23 protein-coding genes are annotated in these 25,668 nt (G+C 68.3%); 8 read left to right on the top strand and 15 right to left on the bottom strand.

The genetic code is table 11. The annotated features are described in order from the left end of the window. The first annotated feature begins 11 nt into the window (after window positions 1–11). Genes V6X63_RS06320 through lipB form a run of 3 tightly spaced genes read left to right on the top strand, consistent with a single transcriptional unit; the run spans window position 12 to window position 2,037 of the window. The gene (locus V6X63_RS06320; RefSeq protein ID WP_367965928.1) at window positions 12–1,157 is read left to right on the top strand and encodes a D-alanyl-D-alanine carboxypeptidase family protein; all 1,146 of its coding nucleotides are present in this window, start codon (window positions 12–14) and stop codon (window positions 1,155–1,157) included. Further along, window positions 1,145–1,420 (top strand): YbeD family protein, encoded by a 276-nt coding sequence (locus V6X63_RS06315; protein ID WP_367965926.1) that lies wholly within the window; start codon window positions 1,145–1,147, stop codon window positions 1,418–1,420. Before V6X63_RS06320 ends, V6X63_RS06315 begins: the two co-directional genes overlap by 13 nt. Beyond that, a complete protein-coding gene (lipB, locus tag V6X63_RS06310; RefSeq protein WP_367965925.1) occupies window positions 1,420–2,037 on the top strand; it encodes a lipoyl(octanoyl) transferase LipB in 618 nt (205 codons plus the stop codon). Before V6X63_RS06315 ends, lipB begins: the two co-directional genes overlap by 1 nt. Here lipB and murU read toward each other — a convergent pair. Both murU and V6X63_RS06300 read right to left on the bottom strand, forming a co-directional pair. Beyond that, entirely contained in the window at window positions 2,000–2,692 is a 693-nt protein-coding gene (gene murU, locus V6X63_RS06305; protein ID WP_367965924.1) for an N-acetylmuramate alpha-1-phosphate uridylyltransferase MurU, read from the bottom strand. The two genes, lipB and murU, sit on opposite strands and share 38 nt — an antisense overlap. Continuing rightward, window positions 2,689–3,684 (bottom strand): aminoglycoside phosphotransferase family protein, encoded by a 996-nt coding sequence (locus tag V6X63_RS06300; protein ID WP_367965922.1) that lies wholly within the window; start codon window positions 3,682–3,684, stop codon window positions 2,689–2,691. The genes murU and V6X63_RS06300 overlap by 4 nt, the downstream gene beginning before the upstream one ends. Window positions 3,685–3,779: 95 nt before the next feature. Between V6X63_RS06300 and V6X63_RS06295 the strand changes: the two genes are divergently transcribed. Genes V6X63_RS06295 through V6X63_RS06275 form a run of 5 tightly spaced genes read left to right on the top strand, consistent with a single transcriptional unit; the run spans window position 3,780 to window position 9,869 of the window. Beyond that, a complete protein-coding gene (locus V6X63_RS06295; RefSeq protein WP_367978431.1) occupies window positions 3,780–5,978 on the top strand; it encodes an LPS-assembly protein LptD in 2,199 nt (732 codons plus the stop codon). A gap of 5 nt (window positions 5,979–5,983) precedes the next feature. Continuing rightward, window positions 5,984–7,264: a peptidylprolyl isomerase gene (locus V6X63_RS06290; RefSeq protein ID WP_367978430.1), complete on the top strand. Its 1,281-nt coding sequence runs from the start codon at window positions 5,984–5,986 to the stop codon at window positions 7,262–7,264. Next, window positions 7,261–8,226 (top strand): 4-hydroxythreonine-4-phosphate dehydrogenase PdxA, encoded by a 966-nt coding sequence (gene pdxA / locus V6X63_RS06285; protein WP_367965919.1) that lies wholly within the window; start codon window positions 7,261–7,263, stop codon window positions 8,224–8,226. Before V6X63_RS06290 ends, pdxA begins: the two co-directional genes overlap by 4 nt. A 3-nt stretch (window positions 8,227–8,229) precedes the next feature. Beyond that, window positions 8,230–9,027: a 16S rRNA (adenine(1518)-N(6)/adenine(1519)-N(6))-dimethyltransferase RsmA gene (gene rsmA / locus V6X63_RS06280; protein WP_367965918.1), complete on the top strand. Its 798-nt coding sequence runs from the start codon at window positions 8,230–8,232 to the stop codon at window positions 9,025–9,027. Window positions 9,028–9,035: 8 nt separating this feature from the next. Continuing rightward, a complete protein-coding gene (locus tag V6X63_RS06275) occupies window positions 9,036–9,869 on the top strand; it encodes a symmetrical bis(5'-nucleosyl)-tetraphosphatase (RefSeq protein WP_367978429.1) in 834 nt (277 codons plus the stop codon). A gap of 13 nt (window positions 9,870–9,882) precedes the next feature. On the opposite strand, the gene V6X63_RS06270 is transcribed toward V6X63_RS06275, so the two are convergent. Genes V6X63_RS06270 through lnt form a run of 13 tightly spaced genes read right to left on the bottom strand, consistent with a single transcriptional unit; the run spans window position 9,883 to window position 25,668 of the window. After that, window positions 9,883–10,707, bottom strand: a complete 825-nt coding sequence (locus tag V6X63_RS06270; protein ID WP_367965916.1) for a carbon-nitrogen hydrolase family protein — start codon at window positions 10,705–10,707, stop codon at window positions 9,883–9,885. Continuing rightward, window positions 10,697–14,500, bottom strand: a complete 3,804-nt coding sequence (locus V6X63_RS06265; RefSeq protein WP_367978428.1) for a YhdP family protein — start codon at window positions 14,498–14,500, stop codon at window positions 10,697–10,699. Before V6X63_RS06265 ends, V6X63_RS06270 begins: the two co-directional genes overlap by 11 nt. A 2-nt stretch (window positions 14,501–14,502) precedes the next feature. Continuing rightward, window positions 14,503–15,969: a ribonuclease G gene (gene rng / locus V6X63_RS06260; RefSeq protein WP_367965914.1), complete on the bottom strand. Its 1,467-nt coding sequence runs from the start codon at window positions 15,967–15,969 to the stop codon at window positions 14,503–14,505. Next, a complete protein-coding gene (locus V6X63_RS06255) occupies window positions 15,966–16,592 on the bottom strand; it encodes a Maf family protein (RefSeq protein WP_367965913.1) in 627 nt (208 codons plus the stop codon). The genes rng and V6X63_RS06255 overlap by 4 nt, the downstream gene beginning before the upstream one ends. A gap of 25 nt (window positions 16,593–16,617) precedes the next feature. After that, on the bottom strand, window positions 16,618–17,085 hold the full coding sequence (rlmH, locus tag V6X63_RS06250) for a 23S rRNA (pseudouridine(1915)-N(3))-methyltransferase RlmH (protein ID WP_367965912.1): 468 nt from the start codon (window positions 17,083–17,085) through the stop codon (window positions 16,618–16,620). Between the two features lie 6 nt (window positions 17,086–17,091). Beyond that, window positions 17,092–17,442 carry a ribosome silencing factor gene (gene rsfS / locus V6X63_RS06245; protein ID WP_367965911.1) on the bottom strand — a complete coding sequence of 117 codons (351 nt, stop codon included), beginning with the start codon at window positions 17,440–17,442 and terminating at the stop codon, window positions 17,092–17,094. Further along, window positions 17,435–18,139: a nicotinate-nucleotide adenylyltransferase gene (gene nadD, locus V6X63_RS06240; protein ID WP_367965910.1), complete on the bottom strand. Its 705-nt coding sequence runs from the start codon at window positions 18,137–18,139 to the stop codon at window positions 17,435–17,437. The genes rsfS and nadD overlap by 8 nt, the downstream gene beginning before the upstream one ends. Continuing rightward, a complete protein-coding gene (locus tag V6X63_RS06235) occupies window positions 18,136–19,419 on the bottom strand; it encodes a glutamate-5-semialdehyde dehydrogenase (protein WP_367978427.1) in 1,284 nt (427 codons plus the stop codon). Before V6X63_RS06235 ends, nadD begins: the two co-directional genes overlap by 4 nt. Beyond that, window positions 19,416–20,456: a DNA polymerase III subunit delta gene (holA, locus tag V6X63_RS06230; RefSeq protein ID WP_367965908.1), complete on the bottom strand. Its 1,041-nt coding sequence runs from the start codon at window positions 20,454–20,456 to the stop codon at window positions 19,416–19,418. Before holA ends, V6X63_RS06235 begins: the two co-directional genes overlap by 4 nt. A 12-nt stretch (window positions 20,457–20,468) precedes the next feature. Then, entirely contained in the window at window positions 20,469–20,972 is a 504-nt protein-coding gene (locus V6X63_RS06225) for an LPS-assembly lipoprotein LptE (protein WP_367965907.1), read from the bottom strand. Beyond that, window positions 20,969–23,560, bottom strand: coding sequence for a leucine--tRNA ligase (gene leuS, locus V6X63_RS06220; protein ID WP_367978426.1), 2,592 nt, complete (start codon window positions 23,558–23,560; stop codon window positions 20,969–20,971). The genes V6X63_RS06225 and leuS overlap by 4 nt, the downstream gene beginning before the upstream one ends. A gap of 44 nt (window positions 23,561–23,604) precedes the next feature. Next, on the bottom strand, window positions 23,605–24,132 hold the full coding sequence (locus tag V6X63_RS06215; protein WP_367965905.1) for a zinc ribbon-containing protein: 528 nt from the start codon (window positions 24,130–24,132) through the stop codon (window positions 23,605–23,607). Window positions 24,133–24,171: 39 nt separating this feature from the next. Then, complete coding sequence (gene lnt / locus V6X63_RS06210; RefSeq protein ID WP_367965904.1) at window positions 24,172–25,668, bottom strand: apolipoprotein N-acyltransferase; 1,497 nt, start codon at window positions 25,666–25,668, stop codon at window positions 24,172–24,174.

Here is a 25,668-nt window from a genome sequence, read left to right as displayed (position 1 = left end):
GACCATCGCCCATGACGCTGCTTCGCTTGACCGTCCTGTTGCTCACCCTGCTCCTCGGCACCCAGGCCGCGGCGCAGTCCCAGCCGATGCCCATCCCCGCCCCGCCGGTGCTGGGCGCGGAGAGCTATGTCCTCATGGACTTCCACAGCGGTGAGATCCTCGCCGAGAAGAATATCGATCTGCAGCGCGACCCGGCCAGCCTGACCAAGGTCATGACCGCGTTTGTCGTTTTCAGCGAATTGAAGTCGGGCAACCTGAGCCTCGACGAAGAGGTTCTGGTCAGCGAGAAGGCCTGGCGCGCCCCCGGATCGCGCATGTTCATCGAGGTCGGGGACCGCATCAGCGTCGAGAACCTGCTGCGCGGGATGATCATCCAGTCCGGCAACGACGCCAGTGTCGCCCTCGCCGAGCATGTGGCGGGCAGTGAGGAAACCTTCGCCGCGCTGATGAACCAGTACGCCGCCGAACTCGGCATGGACAATACCCACTACACCAACGCCGCCGGCCTGCCCGACCCCGATCATTACGCCTCCGTCGAGGACACCGCCCGTCTGGTCCGCGCCCTGATCGCCCGCTTCCCCGAGTACTACAGCTTCTACTCGGAGCGCGCCTTCACCTGGAATGACATCGAGCAGTTCAACCGCAACCGCATGCTCTGGCAGGACGACTCCGTGGACGGCGTCAAGACCGGCTACACCCAGGCCGCCGGCTATTGCCTGGCCACCTCCGCCAGCCGCGACGGCATGCGGCTGATCTCGGTGGTCATGGGCGCCGGCACCCCGGAGGCCCGCGTCCAGCAGTCCAAGGCGCTGCTCAACTATGGCTATCGTTTCTTCGAGACCCACCGCCTGTACGCGGCCGACGAGGCCATCGACACGCCGCGCATCTGGAAGGGCAACGTCGATAACCTGCCAGTCGGAGTGACCGAGGATGTCTACGTCACCGTCCCGATCCGCTCCTACGAGCGTCTGGATGCGCAGATGACCCTCGCCGACCGACTCGAGGCGCCCGTCGAGTTCGGTCAGGCACTGGGTGAGCTGCAGGTCTCTCTGGATGGCGAGCCGGTGACCCGGCGCGATATCGTCGCCCTGGAATCGGTTCCGGAGGGCGGATTGATCTCACGCACCGTTGACAGCCTGTTGCTATGGATGAACTGAATGAACGGCCGGAAGGCCTGACTTTCCCCTGCGAGTTTCCCGTCAAGGCGATGGGGCCCGTGGATAGTGGCCTGCCCGAGGCCGTCCGGCACATCGTCGCGCAGCACGCACCGGACGTCTCCGAGGAGAGCCTCTACACCGCCCACAGCAGCGGTGGGCGGTTCATGTCGGTCACGGTGACCATCACCGCGCGAAGCCGGGCCCAGCTCGATGCCATCTATGCCGATCTCCAGGCCCATGACGGTGTGCTCGCCACGCTCTGATGGCGGGTGAGATCCTGATCCGCGACTGGGGACGCTGCGACTACGACACCGTCTGGCGCGCGATGCGCCGGCTGACCGACGAACGTGACGCCGGGACGGCGGATGAAATCTGGCGGGTCGAGCATCCGCCGGTGTTCACCCTCGGACAGGCCGGTCGTGCCGAACACGTCCTGGATGCCGGCGATATACCCCTGGTGCAGACCGACCGCGGAGGGCAGGTGACCTACCACGGCCCCGGTCAGGCGATCCTCTATCCGCTGCTCGACCTGCGCCGTCACGGCCTCGGCGCCCGCCGCCTCGTCAGCCTGCTGGAGGGGGCCGTGGTGGACTGGCTCGCCGGCCAGGGCATTGAGTCGGCGCCGCGGGCGGATGCCCCCGGCGTCTACGTGGGCAAGGCCAAGATCGCTGCCCTGGGCCTGCGGATCCGCCGCGGCTGCAGCTACCACGGCCTGGCGGTCAACATCGCCATGGACCTCGCGCCGTTCCAGCGCATCAATCCCTGCGGCTACGCCGGCATGCCGGTGACCGATCTGTCTTCACTGGGCGTTGACTGTCCGCTGACCGAGGCCTTTGACGGCCTCACGGCGCATCTGCTGAAGGGTCTCGACCGGCTCTGAGACGGGCATCCAGGGCCGCCAGCCGCGCCGGTGTGCCAATGTCATGCCACTCGCCGCCATGATATTGGCCCGTCAGCTGTCGGCGCTCGCCGGCACGGCGCAGCAGCGGCGCCAGGGGGGCGATCTCCCGGCCCACCCCGGCGAAGAGCTCCGGGCGATAACAGCCGATCCCGGTAAAGGTCAGCCGACACCCCGGGCCGTGGCTCGTGACCGCGTCCCCCGCCAGCCAGAAATCGCCATCGGGGTGATGGACCGGATTATCGGTGAGCACCAGGTGCGCAAGCCCCTCCGGCGCCGTCGGCAGGCTGGCGGGGTCCAGGTCGGTCCAGACATCGCCATTGACCACGATGAACGGCTCGGTGCCGAGAAGCGGCAGGGCCCGGGCGATGCCACCGGCGGTCTCCAGGGCCTGGTCACCCTCATCGGACAGGCGGATCTCCAGGCCGGGTGGCGCATGGTGGTCCAGGTGCCGCCGGATGAATGCCCCCAGCCAGGCGATATTGATGACCACCCGCTCGAACCCGGCAGCGGCCAGGCGCTCCAGATGCCAGTCGAGCAGGGTCTTGCCGCCTACCGTCAGGAGCGGCTTGGGGCAGTGATCGGTCAGCGGCCGCATGCGCTCGCCGCGACCGGCGGCCAGGATCATGGCATTCATGTCGAAGCGGCTGCCGGTGGCGGAGGTGGCAGCGCCGCCACCAGATCCGCCAGATCCTGAAACGCCGGATACGGCCGCAACTCCCGCTCGAGATAGGCGAGAAAACGCGGCGCATCCGCGACATAGCGCGGTTTGTCATCGCGATGCCGGAGTCGCGCGAAAATACCCAGGACCTTGAGATGGCGCTGCGCGGCCATCAGATCCAGGGCCCGCACCGGATTGTCGGGCAGCCGGACACCGGCCCGCCCGGCCCGTTCCCGGTAGCGTTCGATCCAGTCGGCCTCCTCCGCCGGATCAAGACTGAAGAACGCATCCCGCAGGAGGCTCGCCAGGTCATAGGTCACCGGCCCGAGCAGCGCGTCCTGGAAATCGATGATGCCCGGACTGGGGTCACTGACCAGCAGGTTGCGGGCCATGAAATCGCGATGCACCCAGACCTGCGGCTGGGCCGTCGCGGCACCGATCAGTGCCGCACTGCCCGCCTGCCAGCGCCGCCACCATTCGGCGTCGGGAGCCACCCCCAGATGGCGCTCCACATACCAGGTCGGGAAGAGCGCGAGCTCGCTGGCCAGGCGATGGGCACCGAAGCGGGGCAGCGCGTCGGGCCGGGTTGCCGCCTGCCAGCGCACCAGGGCATGCAGGGCGTCATCCAGCAACCGCCGCCGGTCCGGGCCGGACAGAGCGGCCAGATAGCCGTCATCGCCAAGGTCCTCCAGCAGCATGAAGCCCTGCTGGCTGTCTGCGGCCTCGACGCGCGGGACATGCAGCCCGGCACCCGCCATGAGACGCTGGACCCGCAGAAAGGCCTCGCAGCTCTCGGCCTGCGCCGGGGCGTCCATCACCACGCGCGGACCCTCGGGGCCCATGAGCCGGAAGTAGCGACGCGTACTGGCATCGGCGCCCAGCGGCCGAAGCCGCGCCGGGTCCATGCCCAGCTGAGCCAGCCAGTCGGCCATGGCCCGGTCGCGCTCATCCCCTGTCTGCCCGTCCAAGACTGCCGGCGTCCTCCACGCGTGGTCCCGATGGAGTGCATAGGGTACCCTTTCTGGACTTGTGGTTCCGCCCATCGACTGAATCAGGCGCTTACTTGCAGCGAACACCGAGAACGCTACTGATCGCCCTTGCCCTGGCCACGGCCTGCATGACCGCCGAGGCCCAGGACAACGGCCGCTGGGCCCTGTGTGCCGCGCCCCTGCTGGAGCCGGTGGCGGGAAATGCAGAGATGCGTGCAAGCGGAAGAGCTCCAGTGCGTATAACAGCCGACAGCGCACGCATTACCGGATCACCACCAGTCTATGAGTTCAGCGGTGATGTCATGCTGAGCCGGGCAGATCAGACATTCGAGGGAGAGCACCTCCAATACGATACGGGCGCTGGAGAGATCCAAACGCAGGGAGAGATCCAGCTCAGAGAATCCGGATGGTTGATCGCAGGCGCACGGGCCCGGTATCTGCTCGACCCGGAGCGTGGCCGATTCGACGGCGTCAGGGAGTACCGCATAGCCGCCGCACATATGCAGGGAAGTGCGGAGCAGATCATCCGAGAGGGGCCAACATTTACCCGATATAAAGGCGTGACCCTGAGCACCTGTCTGCCCGGGAACGAATTCTGGACACTAAGCGCGAGCCGTGCGTCGATCGACACGGAATCGCGACAAGGGCGGGCTCATCACGCCATACTATCTGTCGGGCGGCTTCCGGTTTTCTACACTCCATACCTGCAGTTTCCGGTGGGCAACGAGCGACTTACAGGATTTCTCGCGCCCACGATCGGCCAGTCGAAACGCAACGGCACGACCGTTGCCCTGCCCTGGTACTGGAATATCGCTCCTAATTATGATGCGACGGTCACTCCGACGTCATACTGGAAGCGAGGGCTCATGATGGACAGCGAGTTCCGCTATCTCGAGGAGGCTTTCGCTGGTGAGATCAGTGGTAGCTACCTTCCACACGACGACCGTTTCGGGCAAGACCGCTGGGCCATCAACCAGGACCACAAGCTGCACGTTGGTAATAGCCTCCGCGGCCGACTGGTTCAGCAACGCACCAGTGATACCGAGTTCAGTGATGACTTCGGTGATGAGTTCGACTATCGATCCGCGGCATTTCTCGAGAGTTACGCCGAGCTTTCGTGGGCGAGAAATGGATGGCTCGCCTCACTTGATGCGCAGTCATGGCAACGAGTGGACGTCGAGCCAGATGCTCCGAGTGCCCCTTACGCGAGGCGCCCCAGGGTGCAGGTCGGGTACAGCCCGTTTCAGCGCTTCGGTCCGCTTGAACTGGATATTGCCAGCGAATGGACCGACTTCTACAGCCGTGAAAGAGACCGCGAGCAAGGAGTCGAATACCATTTCAGTCCTAAGATTGGGTTGCCCCTACGTGGCCCGGCCTACTTTTTCGAGCCGAGCATCGCTTGGCAGTACACGGGCTACGAGCTCGAAAACCCCCAGGCCACAGATGCCACCCCGAGGGTATCTGTACCAATCTACGAAGCCGATGCGCGAATCTTCCTGGAGCGGCCCAAGACCGCGTTTTCCGGGGTTTACCAAACGCTTGAACCGCGAATCTTCTACCGCAATGTGCCGGACAGGGGGCAGGACAGCCTGCCGGACTTCAGCACGACCTCGGCGCCGACAAATCTCTCTCGGTTGTTCCGAACGACTGCCTTTGACATTGAACGGACAGAGCAGGTCACCGTTGGTGTAACCACTCGCTATATTGATTCCGACACTGGCCGTGAATTCCTGAGCGCCTCCGCCGGTCAGACGTTCTACTTGCATGAAGACGCATCAAGGGACCGATCCGACTACATTACCGCCCTCAGGATGTCTCTCCCGGGCGGCTACAGCGCCGACATAGACTATAACTGGAATCCAGAAAACAGCGGAGATCGCCAGTTACGAACACTGCTGCGCTGGCGCGGCGATGACGACGAAGCGATCAACCTCGGGCTCCGACGACGCAAACAAGATGGAGAGGTCACGCTCTACGACGGAGAAATATCCTTCGCACTCAGCCTACGCCCGGGGCTGCGCATTTTCGCTGGCATGACGGAAGACCTTCAAAATGACCGTAACCGGAATGAATTCGTCGGGCTGGAGCAAGGCGGATGCTGTCACGCCTGGCGGATCGTTATGGCGGACGAACTCCAGCGTAACGCAGATGATGGCACTAGCGTGGACCGTGAATACATGCTGGAACTGGAACTCCGGGGGCTGGGCGGCATCGGTGATAGAATCCGGCCATTCCTTCGCGATGAAATCGACGGCTACGACCCGGGGCGCTGAAATCGATGGCAAGACCACTAATCGCTACGCTGCTGCTTCTGCTCTCCCTTAATATCGCCCAGGCCCAGGAGGTGGTGCTGGAGCGCATCGTCGCTCTGGTCAATGACGACGTCGTCCTGGCCTCGGAACTGGAAGCCGAGCTGATCTCGGTGCGCCAGGATCTCGAGCAACGCAACGTCCGCATGCCCCCGGCCGAGGAACTGCGCCGCCAGGTCCTCGAGCGCCTGATCATGCAGACGCTGCAGCTCAATGTCGCCGAGCGCCGCGGGATCCGCGTGGACTCGGCGACCCTCGACGCGGCGGTACGCCAGGTCGCCGAGCGTAACGGCCTCAGCCTCACCGGACTGCGCGATGCCCTTGAGGCCCAGGGCCTGGACATGGCCCGGTTCCGGGAGCAGCTGCGCCGCGAGATCATCATCAGCCGGCTCCGCCAGCAGGTGATGAACCAGCGCGTGGACGTCACCGAACAGGAGATCCAGCAGTTCATCGAGCGCAACAGCAGTCTCGATCGCGAATACCACCTCGAGCAGATCCTCATCAGCGTGCCCGAGGCCGCCTCCGCGAACGCCATCGCCGAGGCGCGGGAACGCGCCAATGCGGTGGTCGAGCGACTGGACGCCGGCGAGTCATTCGCCCGGGTCGCCGCAGCGGAGTCCGATGCGCGCAATGCGCTGGAGGGCGGCGACATGGGCTGGCGCCCGGCCTCCCAGCTGCCACAGGCGGGCGCCGATGCGATCCGCGAGCTCGAACCCGGGCAGTACACCTCGCCGCTGCGCACGCCGGCGGGCTTTCAGATCTATCGCCTGCGGGAGACGCGTGGCGGTGACGGGCAGATGATCCGGCAGGCCAACCTCCGCCATATCGTCATCGAGACCAACGAGGTGGTCACCGACACCGACGCGCGCCTGCGACTGCAGGCCCTCCGCGAGCGGATCATGGGTGGCAGCGATTTCGCCGATCTGGCCCGGGCCAATTCCGATGACCCGACCTCGGCGGGCGATGGCGGCGATCTGGGCTGGATCGACCCCGACAACCTCCCGCCCGGCTTCCGTTCCGCGGTGATGTCGCTGGAGGCCGGTGAGGTCAGTGAAATCTTCCGCACCCGCGGCGGCTGGCATATCGCCGAGGTGGTCGACTGGCGCGAGCGCGATGCCAGCGAGACCATCGCCCGGGAAGAGGCCGAGGCGGCCATCCGACAGCGCAAGAGCGAGGAGGAAACCGAGCTCTGGCTGCGCGAGCTGCGTGAGGAGGCCTACGTCGAGTCGCGACTCGGAGCCGCCGGATGACCCTCACCCGGCCCTGCATCGCCATCACGCCGGGCGAACCGGCCGGTATCGGCCCGGAACTGGTGGCCGGCCTGGGCGATGCCTTCCCCGAGGCGCGGCTGGTGGCCATTGCCGATCCAGCATTGATGGACAACGTGGGGGCGGCGGTCACGCCCTTCGATCCGTCCGCGGATCCGGCTCCGGGTCAGCTGGAGATCGTGCCGGTTCAGCTGGATGCGCCGGTGACGCCAGGGGTGCTCGACCCGGCGAACGCGGCCTATGTGCTGGAGACCCTCCGCACCGCCGTGGACGGCTGTCTGCAGAACCGTTTCCAGGCCATGGTCACCGGACCCGTCCACAAGGGCGTCATCAACGAGGCCGGGCAGCCGTTCAGCGGGCACACCGAGTTCCTCGCTGAACGCACCGGCGCACCGATGCCGGTGATGATGCTCGCCGCCGATCGCCTGCGTGTCGCCCTCGCCACGACGCATCTGCCGTTGCGGGCCGTGCCCGGGGCGATTACCGACGAACGGCTCTCGCGCGTGCTGCGCATCCTGCATGACGACCTCATACGCTTCTACGGCCTGCCCCGCCCGCATATCGTGGTGGCGGGTCTCAACCCCCATGCCGGGGAGTCCGGCCATCTGGGCCGCGAGGAAATCGAGACCATCACCCCGGTGCTGGAGCGACTGCGTGGCGAGGGGCTGAACCTGACCGGGCCACTGCCGGCCGATACCCTGTTCACGCCCCGCCACCTGGCGGATGCCGATGCGGTGCTGGCCATGTATCACGACCAGGGGCTCCCGGTTCTCAAGCACGTCGGGTTCGGCCACGCCGTGAACATCACCCTGGGACTGCCCATCATCCGCACATCGGTGGATCATGGCACCGCCCTCGACCTGGCCGGCCGAGGGATGGCCGAATCCGGCAGCCTGCAGGCAGCCATCCGCGAGGCGATCCGCATGAGTCGGGCCGGCGGCTGATCCATGCACCGGGCCCGGCGCCGATTCGGACAGAACTTCCTGCACGACCGAATGATCATCCAGCAGATGATCATCGCCCTGTCGCCACGGGCGGGTGAATCATTCCTCGAAGTCGGCCCGGGGCAGGGGGCACTGACGCGGCCACTGCTCGACCACGGCGTGCGGCTGACGGCCATCGAGATCGACCGCGACCTGGCCGCCGGCCTGCGTCGGCATCCGGCGGCCCAGGCCGGCCAATTCCAGGTCATCGAGGATGATGCCCTGACACGCCCGCTGGCGCCGCTGATCGATCAGGCCTACCAGGCGCTGCGCATCGTCGGCAACCTCCCCTACAACCTGTCCACGCCGCTGCTCTTCCATCTCACCGCACCCCCCGCAGGCATCCGCGATCTGCATGTGCTGCTGCAGCGCGAGGTCGTGGACCGCATGGCGGCAGTCCCGGGCAGCAGGACCTACGGGCGGCTGTCGGTCATGATGCAGGCGCGCTGCCAGGTGGAGCCGCTGTTCGACGTCCACCCCGGCGCCTTCGCACCGCCGCCGCGGGTCACCTCGCGGTTCGTGCGCCTCATCCCCCATCGCGCGCGACCACTGGGCGATGTTGATGATGACTGCCTCGGCCGGGTCGTGGCACAGGCCTTTGCGCAGCGCCGCAAGACCCTGCGCAATGCGCTCAGGGGACTGCTGGATGCCGCGGCCATCGAGGCCGCCGATATCGATCCGGCAACCCGGGCCGAACAGGTCGATCTCGCCGGCTACGGGCGGCTGGCCCGGATCGTCGAGCGTCAGGATTCCGCCGACTAGGAGCCGATATGGCCGACTATGCCATCGGAGATGTCCATGCCTGCCTTGATCCGCTGCGCATGCTTCTCGAGCGCCTGCAATTCGACCCCGCCCGCGACCGGCTCTGGTTCACCGGTGATCTCGTCGGGCGCGGGCCACAGGCAGCGGAGACGCTGCGTTTCATCCGCGATCTCGGGGCGGCCGCCGAGAGCGTGCTCGGCAACCACGACATCCACTGCCTTGCGGTGGCCGCCGGACATGGCCGGCTACGGCGTAACGATCGCCTGGAACCCCTGCTGGAGGCACCGGATGCGGCGGATCTGCTCCACTGGCTGCGCCAGCGACCACTGCTCATCGAGCCGGCCGGCGGACTGACGCTGGTGCATGCCGGCATTCCGCCGCAGTGGGACCTCGCCACCGCCCGGCGGTGTGCCCGCGAGGCCGAAACCCGCCTGCGGAGCGAGGCATCGGACGCCCTGCTCGCCCATCTCTACGGCAATAAACCGGCGTCCTGGTCGGCGGCGCTGCACGGCTGGCCGAGGCTGCGCTTCATCATCAACGCCCTCACGCGGATGCGCTTCTGCCATGCGGACGGGCGTCTCGACTTCAGCGACAATGGCCCGCCCGAGGAGGCGCCGGATGGGCTCTATCCGTGGTACGAGACCCCGGGCAGACGGCTGCGACCGCGGGAGACAACCGTCATCAGCGGTCACTGGTCAAGGCTCGGCTGCCGGCAGGGGCCGGGCTACATCTCACTGGATACCGGCTGCCTGTGGGGTGGCCGGTTGACGGCCATGCGGCTCGACACCATGCCCCCGGCATTCACGCAGCTGGACTGCCCCGTGGGGCTGTCGCCGACCTGATGCGGGGGCGGCCTCAGCCCCGCCGGTGGCCCAGTGCCGGCAGACGCTGACGCAGCTGCCTCTGATGGGACCGGTCGAGGTCGGCCACGGCCATCCCCGGGCCGCCACCCACCGGACAGGCCGCGAGGCACTCGCCCCATGGATCGATGATCAGGCTCTCGCCATGGGTCCGGCGGTCGTTGGCATGCAGCCCGCCCTGATCCGCCGCGAGCATGAAACAGAGGTTCTCGACCGCTCGGGCCCGCACCAGCACCGCCCAGTGGGCCGCGCCGGTGGTCGCGGTGAACGCCGACGGCGCCAGCAGCACCTCGGCACCGGCATCCACCAGGGCCCGGTAGTGCTCCGGGAAGCGCAGGTCGTAGCAGATCGACAGCCCCAGGCGTCCCGCCGGCGTATCCGCGACGACGATGTCATCACCCGGTGCGAAGGTGGCCGACTCGCGATAACCCTCTCCGCCGGGCAGTGAGACATCGAATAGATGACGTTTGTCGTAGCGGGCGATGCGCCGGCCGTCGGGCCCATAGACCAGACAGGCCGAGCGTACCCGATCCGGCTCCCCGCCCCGGATCGGCAGGCTCCCGCCCACCAGCGTGATCCCGAGGCGCTGCGCGGTCGCCGCCAGGAAATCCTGTATCGGCCCGGCACCATCGGACTCGCCGACCTCCAGCGCCGCCCGCTCATGCCGGCCGAGAAAGGCGAAATTCTCCGGCAGCACGACAAGCTCGGCGCCGTCACCCGCCGCCGCATCGACCCATGCACCGGCATCGCGCAGGTTATCCGACACGATATCGCCGGAGACCATCTGCACGACGGCGGCGCGGACGCGATCACTGCTCATTGTCATCTCCATTGTCGGGGGCCGCGACGACCGGAGAGATCATCCGGAACTGCGGATCGGCCCAGGGACCCTGAATACGATAGGTGAATTCGGTCAGCCGCTCGACTCCGGGCTCGATCATGCCGCGGGTGAGGAACAGCATGACGGCGGCCGCCGGGCCGCCGGCGAGCCCCCCGAGGAAAGTAAGCGCCGAGGACAGCCGCGGCGTCACCGTGACCGTCTGGTCGTAGCGCTGCCGGACCAGGTCCGTGCGACCGCGCAGTGTCAGGTTGAGCGAGGGACCGGTCACGGTCAGGCCGTCGGTCTGCATCTGCCCGGCACGGATCCGCCAGGTCCCCTCCATGCGATCATAGCTGAGCCCTTCGCCGACGACATCGGAGAAATCGAGCCCCAGACGGCGCGGCAGAACCGACAGGCTGAAAAGCCCCAGCGCGCGCCCTGCCCCCGGCTCCACCGCCGGCAGTCCGCCATTGCGCAGATCGATCTTCACGTCGCCGGCCAGCGTCGGCAACCGCGGGGAAAACATCGGCCCCAGCCAGTTCAGATCGCCACTGACCGAGCCTTCGCCCTTGTCGAGGACCCGCGCCATGCCGAGCGCCCGGAGCAGCGTGCCCGCATCCCGGGTGTAGAGATCAAAATGCAGTCGATTGTCGGGGCCGTCGCCCGGGCCGCCCTTGATCCGCGCCTGCAGGTCGACCATCTCACCCTTGAGTGCCAGCCGCGCCCGACTCGTCGCCGTGCCCGCGCCCAGGCGACTGAATTCGAGACGCCCCAGTGACGCGCCGTCCGCGACCAGTTCATCGGCGGTCAGCTCGATGTCGGGCCCGCTCGCCGTTGTCTCCTCGGTATCGCCGCCGGTCTCCGCGTCCTGGTCCGGGTCGGTGACCGCCTCATCGCCCTGGCGGGTCGCGAGGGTGAGGCGGGACAGCCGCACGAGCCACGGCGCGGATCCACCGGTCTGGCTGAGGGTCCCGTCCGCCGCCCCGCTCAGGTCGAACCGCCAGCCCCCGGCGCCCATGCCGCCCCGGAACCGCGTCTCGCCGAGGCGCCAGCGGCTGATGTCGGCGCCGGCCAGCATCAGATCCACCGAGCCCATGGGCGGCAGGGCATCCAGGACACCCCCCGGGCCGGAATCATCCCCTTGGCCTCCCCCCAGCCCGGCTGGATCGAGTACCGGCAGCCGGCCCGTGACACGGGTCATGGACTCCGCGGGCAGTGATGGCGGTCCGGCTCCGAAATGCACGGCGGCGCGGCGGTCGCCGCCGCCGGTCTCACGGAGGCGGACCTGGAGGCGTTCATCATAGGCAAGCCGCCACTGCTGCCGACCATCGGGCTGAGCCGACCAGTCGAGCCGCACGGGTGCACGATCCGACGCCGGCTTGCCGAGCCCCAGCGGAAGATCAAGCCGGATCCCCTCCAGGCCCGAGCGGACGGTCAGTCGCTGCGCCACCCGCAGGGCACTGGATACGGCAAACCCCGGCCGCTCCCAGCGCAGCCGCCAGGCACCGGTGCCCTCGGCCCGCCCGGCCATCCCGGCGAGACCCGGCCAGTCGCTGACCGCCAGGCGCGCATCCGCCGTCACCTCGATACGCGCATCGGCGCCCTCGCCAGTGGTCGTGGCGCTCGAGACCAGCGGACGACCGCCGAGGCGCGCCCGCAGCCCGTCCCAGTTCAAGCCATGCTCGTCGAAGCCAACCTCACCACGGATATCCTCCAGCGCCAGCCCGGCGCCCGATGCGGACACCGCGGCACCCGCCAGACGCAGTTGCCCGTCCACCTGCAATGGCTGCTGCCGGAACGGGAAGTACAGCGCCAGATCGAGTTCGCCATCACCACGCCAGACCACATCCTCGAGGCGCGTGTTCGGGGGCAGCAGCGGAGAGCGGATCAGGAAATCCTGCATGGCCTGCATCCCGCCGGCGAAGCGGCCGTCGATACTCAGCTGAGGCGTCCAGAGATCATCGATGCGCGCCGTCGCTTCAAGCAGCGGGACGTCGGCGATGCGGGCGGCGTCGGCATCGATCATCATGCTCCGGTTGCGGAAACGCAGTTCGGCATCCACCTGCTCGAAGGCCGGCCAGTCGGGGCGGAACCGGAACTCGAGCGGGGTGAGGCGGGTGCGCAGATCAAACAACCCCGTGCCATCATCGAAGGGGAAGTCCCGCAGCGGTCCAAAAAGCCGCAGGCTGGCGCCACGCATCTCGCCGGGTCCGACGGCGCCGTCGAGCCAGTCCACCAGCTCCATGTCCATCACGCCCACCGGCAGATGGCGCACCACCCGCCCCGCTCCGGCGGCACCCGCCGCAGCCTGAAGATCGACGAACGGCGACTGTCCGGGTTGGAGCCAGACCTGACCATCCAGCGCCACGGCGGTACCCGCCCAGTCGCCGCGCCACTCGTCCAGTGCCAGGTGCCAGCCATCCGCCGGCTTACGCCACCACCGCAGCCCGCCGCGCAGTGTCGTCATGTCCACCGGATGGCGGAGTAGATCGGGAAGCCGTGTCGTCGCCTGCAATCCCCGGAACGCCATTCGACCGCCGTGCGCACCGGCCATCAGCGTGGCATCACCCCCCTCGAGCCGAGGCCAGGGCGCGGCGCCACTGAGCCCGACCGCATTCAGATCGGCGGCAAGCCGCCAGGTCGCGGCATCGCGCCAGACGAGCGACACCGCCCCGGCCCGGCCCCGAACCTGTGGCGGCTCCCCGGTCGCCTGGGGCAGCAACGCGGCCAGTGGTTCCAGGGGCAGGTCCATCATCGCCATCCGCCAGAGCCCGTCCGCGGAGCGCGCGACACTCACCGGTCCCGGGGTCAGCGCCTGACCGTTGGCGAGCTCGATCCCGTCCGGCTGGATATGGCCCCGCCATGCCCCATCGTCCCGCTCCAGCGTGGCGCGGGCCCCGAGCGCCCGTACGCCGCCATCAAGCAGACCGAGGCCCGCGGCCTCGAACTCGGTGGTCAGGCGCAACCCGCCATCGGCGGCCAGATCCAGCCACAGACGGCCGGACAGGGTGCCATCCGGTGCGGGTTCGGCCCGCAGACGCGGGGCCCATGCGGCAAGCCGTTCGGCCTTCAGGGCCTGGAATTCCACCAGACCGCGGGCACTGGCCGGCTGGCCCGGACCGAGCTCCAGCCGCCCCTGGATCTGCTCATCCTCATGACGGGCGTCCAGGGCGAACCGCCACTGCCCGTCGGGCTCGCGGCGCCAGCGGAGCGCCACCGGCGAGAAGGCGATACGGGCCGAGGCATCGTGATTGACCAGTGCCAGACTGGAGTCGCGGATCAGCAGCCGGTCCACCGGCAGTCGCTGGAGGGCGCCGAGGAACGAGGCCGGAGTGGCTCCCCCCGGGCCCGGCAACAGGCCGGAGATCTGCCAGTCGCCGCGATCACTGCGCCGCAGGGTCACCTCCAGGCCCTGCGCCGAGAGACCGTGGAGTTGCAGCTCGCCCCTGCGCAGCGATTCCCAGGGCGCCACCGCCAGGGTCATGGCGCCAAGCCGCAGTGGCGCAGACGCCTCCGCCGCACCGACGCGCACGTCGCGCAGCACCAGCCCGGGGCGGAGCCCCTGCAGTCGGGCATCGAGTCCGCCGATGGTGACTGGCACCCCGAGCTGCGAGGAGACGAACTGCCCCACCGGCGCGGTCAGCGAGGGCGCGGCGGCGAACAGCAGGCGCACACCGGTCAGCAGAACCGCCGCCGAGACCAGCACCGTCACCAGCGTGTAGACGAACACGGCCTTCAGCCGCTCCCCGCGCTGCGGCCAGATCCAGCGGTGCAGTCTCTCCCCGAGGGTCATGCCTACATCAGCACCACGTCGAACTGCTCGGGGTTGTAGAGCGGCTCGGCCTGGAATTCGATGGGCTTGCCGATGAACGCCTCCAGCTCGGCGAAGCTGTCGCTCTCCTCCTCCAGGGCGCGGTCGACCACCTCCTGCGAGGCCAGCACCAGCAGTCGGGTGATCTCGAACTGCCGCGCCTCCCGGAGGATCTCGCGGGTAATCTCGTGGACCACCGTCTCGGCGCTCTTCAGATAGCCCCGCCCGCCACAGGTCGGACAGGTCTCGCAGAGCTGATGCTGGAGCGAGTCACGTGTGCGCTTGCGGGTGATCTCCACCAGCCCCAGGGCCGAGATCTCGCTGATCTGGGTCCGCGCATGGTCGCGCTCCAGGCTCTTGTCCAGGGCCCGCAGCACCTGACGGCGATGCTCGGCGTCGGCCATGTCGATGAAATCGACGATGATGATCCCGCCAAGATTGCGCAGGCGCAGCTGTCGGACGATGGCCTGGGCCGCCTCCAGGTTGGTCTTGAAGATGGTCTCTTCCAGGGTGCGGTGACCGACATAGCCGCCGGTGTTGACGTCGATGGTGGTCAGCGCCTCGGTCTGATCGATGATCAGGTAACCGCCGGACTTCAGGGTGACCCGGCGCTGCAGCGCCCGCTGGATCTCATCCTCAACGCCATAGAGATCGAAGATCGGCCGCTCGCCGGGGTAGTGTTCGAGGCGCGAACGGGCATCCGGCAGAAACGCCTCGCTGAAGGCGATCATGCGCTCATGCCACTCCCGCGAGTCGATCCGGACGCGCTCCACGTCATCGCCCACCAGATCGCGCAGGACCCTCAGCACCAATGGCAGATCCTCGTGCAGGAGCGTCGCGGGCTGGGCCTCCTCGGCCCGGTCGCGCACGGCCGCCCAGAGCCGCTGGAGAAACGCCCAGTCACGGGTCAGCGCGGCCTCCGATACCCCTTCCGCAGCGGTGCGCAGGATACAGCCATTGGGGCTTTCCTCGCCCAGCAGGGACAGGCCGATGCCCCGCAGGCGCTCCCGCTCGGCATTGCTCTCGATGCGTGCCGATACGCCCAGCCCGGGGTTGTCCACCAGCAGCACCAGATAGCGCGACGGAATAGCGATCTGGGTCGTCAGCCGCGCGCCCTTGCTACCGATCGGATCCTTGACCACCTGAACCATGATCCGCTGCTGCTCGCGCAGGAGCTGCTGGATGGGCGGCTGTTCGCGGGGCGCGCCGTCCACCACCGCCTGGCCGGCATTGATGTCCGAGGCGTGCAGGAAGGCCGTGCGCTGCAGCCCGGCGTCGATGAAAGCCGCCTGCATGCCGGGCAGAACCCGCGAGACCTCGGCCAGGTAGATGTTGCCCACCAGCCCGCGGCTTCGCGAGCGCTCGATGTGGATCTCCTGGACGCTGCCGTTGTCCAGCACCGCCACCCGCGTCTCCTGCGGGGTGATGTTGACCAGCAGTTCCTGGCTCACTGACCCGCCGGCCAGCGTGACTGGTAATCGATGCCGAACTCGGCCAGCAGGTCGTGGGTTTCGAACATGGGCAGGCCCATGACACCGGAGTAGCTACCCTCGAGCTGCTCGATGAACACGCCCCCCCTGCCCTGGATCGCATAGGCCCCGGCCTTGTCGGCGGGCTCGCCGCTCTCCCAGTAGGCGTTCTTCTCAGCGCTTGCGAGTTCGCGCAGGGTCACCATGCTCAGCGACAGCCGGGTCACCTCGCGGTCCTCGTCCAGCAGGGCCACGCCGGTCAGCACCCGGTGGGAGCGCCCGGCGAGCCGGTCGAGCATGGCCAGCGCCTGGTCGCGATCCGCGGGCTTGCCGAGGACCTCGTCGTCGATGACCACGGCGGTGTCGGCACCCAGCACCGGGGCACCGGCGCCCGCCGGACGGGCACTCAGTCCGGCCCGGGCCTTCTCCAGGGCCAGGCGGATGACGAATACCTCCGGGGTCTCATCGGGCTCGATCTGTTCATCCACCGACTGGGCTACGGTGCGGAAACGCACGCCCATGCGCTCGAGGAGCTCGGCGCGTCGCGGCGAGGCCGAGGCGAGAAAGAGATCGGGATCGGTGGCATCGGATTGGGCGTCGGTCATTGAAGGCTCCTGAAAGCGGGACGGCTCAGCCCCGATGGTAGGGATGCCCGGAGAGCAGCGTCCAGGCGCGATAGAGCTGTTCGGCCACGATCACGCGGACCAGCATATGCGGCAGCGTGAGCGCGGAGAGCGACCACTGGCGCTCCGCCGCCTCCAGGCAGCGCGGGTGCAACCCATCGGCTCCGCCGATGAGAAAGGCCAGGTCACGGCCCTCCTGCATCGCGTCGTCCAGATAGTGTGCCAGATCGCGGGTGCGCCAGGACCGCCCCCGTTCATCGAGGACGATTATGCGGGCATCACCGGCGGCGCCCAGCAGCGCATCGGCCTCCTGGCCGCGGGCCCGTGCCACATCCCCGCCGCGCCGGGCGTCGCCGGCATTGACCGTGCGCACCGCCAGCGGCAGATGACGCGGCATGCGCGTGGCAAACTCGTCCACGCCGGTGCTGATCCAGTCCGGCGCGCGCCGGCCCACGGCGACCAGATCGAGGCGCATCCCGCCTCAGGCCTCCGCCTCATCAACACCCCAGATACGCTCCAGGCGATAGAAGTCGCGGACATCCTCCAGCATCACATGGACGACCACATCACCCAGATCCACCAGCACCCACTCGCTGCCCTCCAGGCCCTCCACGCCCGTCGGCCGCAGCCCCAGATCACGGGCGGCGTCGATGACCGCATCGGCGATCGCACGGACATGGCGGCGCGAGTTGCCGGTGGCGAAGGCCATGAAATCCGTAATGGCGGTGCGGCCCCGAACATCGATGATGCGCGGGTCGACGGCCTTCATGTCGTCCAGGGCCTCGACCACCTGGTCACGCAGCGCCTGGGGTGAAACAGCGGTTTCAGTCATGGTGCGGGTGCAACCTCCCGGGCCGGGTGGCCCTTGATGCCTGGGGATAACCATAGAGTCCAGTGGCGGCCAGGCGCCGCCAGACCGGATCCGGCGTGAGGCCCTGGACCGAAAAGCCGCGGGCCAGCAGGCCGCGAATGGCGGTGGCGGAAATCTCCAGCCGCGAGACCGGATGGAACCACACCCGCCCGGCCGGCGCATTACGCAGTTCGCCGGGATGCCGGGCGCGGCGCGGCGCCAGCCACTCGTCCAGCGCCGGCGGTCTGGCGGCGTTGTCGCCGCCACGCGTGGTCACCACCAGGTGGGCCTGACCGATGAGTTCGCGCCAGCGGTGCCACTGCATGAGCCCGCGGAATGCATCGCTGCCCATGACAAAGCACAGCGGCCGTTCCGGGCCGAGTTCGCGGCGCAGGCCGGCGAGCGTATCCACGGTATAGGACGGCCCCGAGCGCATCAGTTCCCGGCGGTCCACCACCAGCCCGGGGATATCGGCCGCGGCGGTCTCCAGGAGTGCGCAGCGCATGGCGGCATCGAGCCGCGGCTGCGGGCGATGCGGTGGCACATGGCCGGGCACCAGACGGAGCTCCGACAGACCCAGACCCTCCAGCAGCTCGATGGCGGGGCGCAGATGGCCGTAGTGTACCGGGTCGAAGGTGCCCCCCAGCAGCGCCACCGGCGCCCCCTGCCCCGCGGTCATTCGCGGATATGCCCCTCGCCCAGGACGATGTATTTCTGCGTGGTCAGTCCCTCCAGCCCCACCGGGCCGCGGGCATGCAGCTTGTCGGTGCTGATGCCGATCTCGGCGCCGAGGCCGTACTCAATTCCATCGGCGAAGCGCGTCGAGGCGTTGACCATGACCGAACTGGAGTCGACCTCGCGCAGGAAGCGCTGGGCCCGGGCATGATCCCGGGTCACGATGGCCTCGGTATGACCGGAACTGTGGCGCTCGATATGGGCCATGGCGGCGTCGATGCCATCGACCACACGCACCGCCAGGATGGGAGCGAGGTACTCGGCATCCCAATCGGCGGGCTCCGCCGGGGTGAGTCCGTCGACCAGGGCGCGGCTCCTCTCGCAGCCGCGCAGCTCGACACCGTGAGCATCGAAAGCCGACTTAAGACGGGGCAGCAGCGACGGTGCGATGGCGGCATCCAGCAGCAGCGTCTCGAGGGTGTTGCAGGTGCCGTAACGCTGGGTCTTGGCATTGACCACAATGCGCTCGGCCATGTCGGCATCGGCCCCGGCGTCGACAAAGCAGTGGCAGACGCCGTCGAGGTGCTTGATCATGGGTACGGTGGCGTCCTGCATGATGCGCTCGATCAGGCCCTTGCCACCCCGCGGCACGAGCACGTCGACATGCTCGTCCATGGTAATGAGCGCGCCGACGGCGGCCCGGTCGGTGGTCTCCACCACCTGCACCGCCGTCTCCGGCAACCCGGCCTCGGCCAGCCCCTCGGCAATGCAGGCGGCGATGGCCCGGTTGGAGCGCAGCGATTCCGAGCCCCCACGCAGGATGCAGGCATTGCCCGACTTCAGGCACAGACCGGCCGCGTCGGCGGTGACGTTGGGGCGGGACTCGTAGATGATGCCCACCACGCCCAGCGGCACCCGCATGCGCCCCACCCGGATGCCACTCGGCATGGGATCGAGGTGGCTAACAGCGCCCACCGGATCGGGCAGCGCCGCGATCTGCTCAAGCCCGGTGGCCATGGCCTCGATCCGCGCCTCAGTGAGTGCCAGGCGGTCCAGCAGGGCGGCGTCCAGCCCCTGCTCGCGACCGGCCGCCAGATCGGCCTCGTTGGCCTCCCGCAGGGCCGTTTCGTCCGCCCGGAGCCGTCGGGCAATGGCGGACAGCGCGGCATTGCGGGGACCACTCTCGGTGGCCGCAAGGTGGCGCCCGGCTTCGCGGGCGGCCTGGCCGAGGCCATGCATGTAGTCAGTCACGTCCTGGCGGACAGCCGGCTGATTCGCACTCATCGATGTCTCTCCCTGCGATTGATGGTGGCCGCGCCGCGGGCCGCCCTCGTCGACAATTCTAGCAACTCATCCCAGGGGCGCCCTGGCGCGGCACCCTTGATCACCCGGTCCACGCCGGCCGCGCGTCCCAGCATGCGCGCCCAGGCACCAGGCCTGGTCCCGCGGGCAATGGCCTGCAGGCGGCCCTGACGACTCTTCCAGACCCGATGCCGGCTCATGACCTCAGCGACACCGCCACGGCCATCCAGGGCCGATTGCAGATCGGCCAGTACGCGGATGTCGCGGGCCAGCGCCCAGAGCACCAGCACCGGCTCTTCGCCCTCCGCCCGCAGACGACGGAGGATGCGCAGCGTTCGGACGACGTCGCCGGCCAGCACGGCCTCCGGCAGATCGAAGACAGCAAAGCGTGCGCTGTCGGCCACCGCCTCGCCGGCGGTATCAAGGCTCACCCGCCCGTCATCGGCAAGCAGTGCCAGCTTCTCGATCTCCTGGGCGAGGGCCAGCAGATTGCCCTCGTTGCGTTCCGCCATGAGCGCCGCGACTTCAGCATCCAGTGCCAGGCCGCGCTCGCCGGCGCGGCGCCGGGTCCAGTCGGCGAGATCTCCGCGGCGCAGCGGCCAGGCATAACTCATCACACCGGCCCGGGCGATGGCGCTGGCCCAGGCGGATCTGCGCTGCGCCGGCTCGAGTCGACCGCAGATGACCACCAGCAGATTGTCGGCGTCCGGCGCCGCCGCCTGCGCCTTGAGCGCGGCACTGCCCTCCCGGCCGGGCTTGCCGCCCGGCAGGCGCAGCTCGATGAGGCGCCGCTCGGTGAAAAGCGAGAGATTATCGGTGGTGGCCGCCAGCCGGCTCCAGTCGAAGCTGCCGTCGGCGTGCAGCACTTCGCGCTCGCCAAACCCCTCGCGGCGGGCCTGCGCCCGCAGCCGGTCCAGGACCTCTTCGATGAGCAGCGGCTCTTCACCGGCAATCAGGTAGATGGGCGCCAGCCCGCGATCGATGCGGGCGGGCAGGTCGTCGAAGCGGATATCGGCCATGGCGCCGCCGCCCTAGAGCTGCCGGCCGATCCGCGCCAGCATTTGCTGGATAACATCAGCAGCAAGCCCCTCCTGGAGTACTTGCTCCTCCGCCTCTTGGCCCTGAAGGGCTTGAGGACTTGCAGCATAGCTCGCCGTCGCACGCACCGTTTGCGGTTCAATAATCGGCGGATTTTCCCGGGCCCGCCCTCCAGCGCTCAGGCTGAAACGCATGTGGTAGATCAGCTCATATTCCCTGGCGAAGCCATCCGAGCCGGTTGCTACCGTCCGACGACGACTCGACGCTTCAAGTATATTGACCACCAACCGCGCATCAGCAATCGATGTTTCCACTTCGGCGCCCAAGTCCCGTAACTGCGATCGAACCTGGTCAAGAATCCGATTTCCCACCGCACCGTCTACGGCAACGGAAACCCCATCAAAACCAGCGCCACCAGTCCCCCGTAGCTGCCAGCCACAGGCGGCCAGCAGCAGGGCCAGGGAGACGACCGCGAGATGGCGGCCAGCCCGGATCAATTGGCCACCACGTTGACCAGCCGGCCGGGCACGACAATCACCCTGCGCACGGTCTTGCCTTCGATGAACCGCTGGACATTGGCATCCTCGAGGGCCTGTCCGCGGATGCTGTCCTCGGCGGCGTCCGCTGCCACGGCGATCCGGCTGCGCAGCTTGCCGTTGACCTGCACCACGAGCTCGACCTCATCGCGCACCAGCGCGGCTTCGTCCACCGCCGGCCAGGGCTGGTCCACCGCGGCGCCGTCTCGCCCGAGGGCTTTCCACAGGCCGTGGCTCAGATGCGGCGTGATGGGCTGGAGCATGAGCACCACGGCCTCGAGGGCCTCCTGGTGCAGGCCACGGGCGGCCCCGGTGTCGGCCGGATGGCGCCCGAGGGCGTTACAGAGCTCCATGACCGCGGCAATCGCGGTATTGAAGGTATAGCGGCGGCCGATGTCATCACTCACCTTGGCGATGGTCTCGTGGAGCTTGCGTCGCAGCGCGATCCCCGCGTCATCGAGCCCGTCGGCCCGGGGCGCCGGCACCGCTCCCGCGCTCACATGATCATGGACCAGCGCGTAGAGCCGCCGCAGAAAGCGAGAGGCCCCCTCGACACCGCTATCCTGCCACTCCAGGGCCTGATCCGGCGGTGCGGCGAACATGGTGAAAAGCCGTACGGTATCGGCCCCGAAGCGATCCACCAGACTTTCCGGATCTTCGCCATTGTTCTTTGACTTGGACATGGTGGTCCAGCCGGTGGCGACCAGTTCGGCCCCATCGGCCCGGCGCCGGGCCTGCACGATCCGCCCCTTGCCATCGCGCTCGACCTCGACCTCGCCGGGGGCGATCCACTCCCGCCCGGCCTCCTCGCTGTCGTGGTAGTAGGCCTCGGCCAGCACCATGCCCTGGCAGAGGAGGTTGGTGGCGGGCTCATCGCTGTCCACGTAGCCGAGATCGCGCATGAGCTTGTGCCAGAAACGGAAATAGAGCAGGTGCATCACCGCATGCTCGATGCCGCCGATGTACTGGTTCACCGGCAGCCAGTAGTTGGCCCGTTCGTCGAGCATGGCATCGGCATCCGGACTGCAGTAGCGCGCGTAGTACCATGACGATTCGACGAAGGTGTCGAAGGTATCGGTCTCACGCTCCGCCTCGGCCCCACAGCGCGGGCAGGGGGTGCGGCGCCACTCGGGATCGGTCTTCAGCGGCGACTGCAGGCCCGTGAACGTGACCTGCTCGGGCAGCGTCACGGGGAGATCGTCATCCGGGACCGGTACGTCACCGCAGTCGGCGCAGTGGATCACCGGGATCGGGCAGCCCCAGTAGCGTTGACGCGAGACGCCCCAGTCACGCAGGCGATAGTTGATCCGGCGCTCACCGATGCCCTTCGCCTCCAGGTAGTCGGCGATGGCATTGAAGGCGGTCGGGAAGTCCATGCCGGTGAATGCGCCGGCGTTCACCGTGACCAGCTCCTCCTTGGCCGTCCAGGGCTCGGCCTGCACGTCCACGGCGCTGCCGTCGGCGGGCCCCACGGCCTGGCGGATGGGCAGGCCGAAGCGGGTGGCGAACTCATGGTCGCGGGCATCATGGGCGGGCACCGCCATGATCGCGCCGGTGCCGTAGCCCATCAGCACGAAGTTGGCCACCCACACCGGGATCCGCTCGCCGGAGAGCGGATTGATCGCCTCGACGCCGAGCGGCATGCCCTTTTTCTCGAGTTTCTCCAGGGCCTCCTCGGTGACCGCCCCCTTACGGATGTCATCGAGGAACGCGGCGATGGACGGATCCCGCTCCCCGGCTTCCAGAGCCAGCGGATGGTCGGCGGCAACCGCCATGTAGGTGGCGCCGAACAGGGTATCCGGCCGGGTCGTGTAGACGCGCAGGGGCCGGCCACCGTCGGCCAGGGCGAAATCCAGCTCGACACCCTCGGAGCGGCCGATCCAGTTGCGCTGCATGGTCTTGACCGCATCCGGCCAGCCCGGCAGGGCATCCAGGCCGTCCAGCAGCTCATCGGCGTAGTCGGTGATGCGCACGAACCACTGCGGGATCTCGCGGCGCTCCACCAGGGCCCCGGAGCGCCAGCCGCGCCCGTCCACCACCTGTTCGTTGGCGAGTACCGTCTGATCCACCGGGTCCCAGTTCACCACCGCCCGGGCGCGGTATACCAGGCCCTTCTCCAGCAGCCGGGTGAACATGAGCTGCTCCCAGCGGTAATAGGCCGGATCGCAGGTCGTGACCTCCCGGGTCCAGTCGTAGCCGTAGCCCATGCGCTGGAGCTGGCGGCGCATGTGGTCGATGTTCTGGTAGGTCCACTCCGCCGGCGGCACGCCGCGCTTGATGGCGGCATTCTCGGCGGGCAGGCCGAAGGCATCCCAACCCATGGGCTGGAGGACGTTGCGGCCCTGCATGCGCTGGTAGCGGCTGATGACATCGCCGATGGTGTAATTGCGCACATGCCCCATGTGCAGCCGGCCGCTCGGATACGGCAGCATCGACAGACAGTAGTATTTCTCGCGCTCGGGGTCTTCGCTGACCCGGAAGCAGCCTTCCTCTTCCCAGTAGGCCTGCGCGTCGGTCTCCAGTCGGGCGGGATCGTAATGCTTTTCCATGGCGCGAGAGGATACCCCGGTGCCGGGCGCGTTTGCACCTTCGATCAGTCGCGCCGCTGGCGGACCGCCCGCTCGAAACGGCTGCCATGGCACCTGGGACATGGCGGGATGTGACCGGCGCGCTTGAAATGCAGGACCTCGCCGCAATCCCGGCAGACCAGCGTCCCCGGCCCGGTGATCTCGCCGGTGTGATAGCGCGCCGCGGCCTGCAGTTCGCGGTTCAGGGCCTGCCACTGAAGACGCGTCTGATCGGCCACCGAGGAGAAGCGGTCCCAGACCCAGTTCTCCACCAGCTGCAGATCCATGTGCAGCCAGTCGGAATAGGTGCCGCGGGCCTTCTCCACGTATTCGGCGGCATCCTCCAGATCGCGCTGCAGCCAGGCGGCGACCCGATCGGCCTCCTCGCGGGTGAGCTCACCGAGCGCCACGCTGCGCTCACGCACCGCGTCCAGGGCCTCGCTGAAGCCATGCTCCACCGCCTCACCGGTCTCCTCGAGGCGTTCGCGCAGGCGCTCGAGCATGCGTTCATAACCGTGGAGTTCATGATCGCGCTGGTCGTCTTTCTCGCTCATGGCGTCACTCCTGATCCGTCGTCGGTCCCAGTCTACCGCTCATGATCGCCAGCGGCGATGCGGCGACGCCCCGCGCCACCGCAGCACGAGCAGCAGCCCGGTGCCGGCGAGCGCGAGCAGCGCCATGGGCCCGTCACGCCAGTGGAGATAGGGGGTGGCGCCGGCATGCGGCTGCACCGAACCGCTCACCACGGCTCGCTCGAATAGCGGGCCACTGACCTGCACGCGTCCCTTCGCATCGATCAGCGCCGATATGCCCGTATTGGTCGCCCGGATCATCGGGCGGCCGGTCTCGAGCGCCCGCATGCGGGCCATCTGTAGATGCTGCCAGGGCGCGGTCGAGGCCCCGAACCAGGCGTCATTGCTGACGTTGAGCAGGATCTCCGCCACCGGCAGCGCGTCCGCCACCTCGGCACCGAAGGTCACCTCGTAGCAGATGCTCACGCCCAGGGCATGGCCCGCCGCCTGCAGCGGATCGGCACGGGTGCCGGCATTGAAGTCGCCCAGCGGCGTACCGACGAAGTCCAGCACCCCGCCGGCGAGATCACGAAAGGGCACGTACTCGCCGAACGGCACCAGATGGCGCTTGTAGTAGAACTGCGGCGTCCCGCCAGGCACGGCGACGGCATTGTAGAGCCCGTCCTCGGCCGCCACCGGTGCGCCGAGGACAATGCTGCTGCCCGCCGCGGCGGCCTGCTCCGCCAGCCGATCCAGCCACTCGCGGGCCTGACCGTAGAACACCGGCAGGGCGGTCTCCGGCCAGACGATGAGGTCCTGACCGAACTCGGCCCGGCTCATGCGCAGGTATTCCGCCAGAATGACGCCCCGCTCGTCCGGGTCCCACTTGCGATCCTGGGCGATGTTGCCCTGGAGCATCGCCACCGTGACAGGGCCATCCACGGGCTGCGTCCAGTCCCGCTGCAGGGCGATCCCCGCCATGGCCAGGCCCAGGGTCGCCAGCAGCGGCAGCGCGACTCTCGCCGAGCGCGGCCGCAGCAGCCACCAGGCCAGGGTGCCGCCGAGCAGGGCCACCATCAGCCCGGGCCCGTAGACCCCGAAGACCGGCGCGAAATGCGCGAGTGGTGTATCGATCTGGCTATAGCCCACGCTGAGCCAGGTCGCCCCGGTGAAAAGCCAGCTGCGCACCCACTCCACCAGCAGCCAGGCCAGGGGCAGTGCCATCAGCACGCGGCGGCCGGCATGACCGGCGCCCACCCACCAGCCGATGAACAGGGCGCTCATGGGAATCAGGGCGAACAGCGCCACCAGGGTGCCGGTGGCCAGCACCGCCGCCAGCGGCCCGCCGCCGTAGTCGGCGATGCTGTGGTAGATCCAGTAGACGCCCAGGCCCGCATAACCGAGGCCGAAGAGATAGCCATGGCCAGACACCGCCCGGGCGCGGCGCATCCGGGCCAACTGCGCGAAGATCATGCCGAGGCCCAGCACCGGCGCCCAGGCCAGCGAGAATGGCGCCAGCCCAAGGGCCATCAGCAGCCCCGCGGCCAGCGCCAGCGCTGACTCGGTCAGTCGTGTCAT

This window comes from Spiribacter onubensis (assembly GCF_040838425.1).
Classification (GTDB): Bacteria; Pseudomonadota; Gammaproteobacteria; order Nitrococcales; family Nitrococcaceae; genus Spiribacter; species Spiribacter onubensis.
Note: the sequence above shows the minus strand (reverse complement) of the source record. Positions and strands in the feature narration are given on the sequence as shown.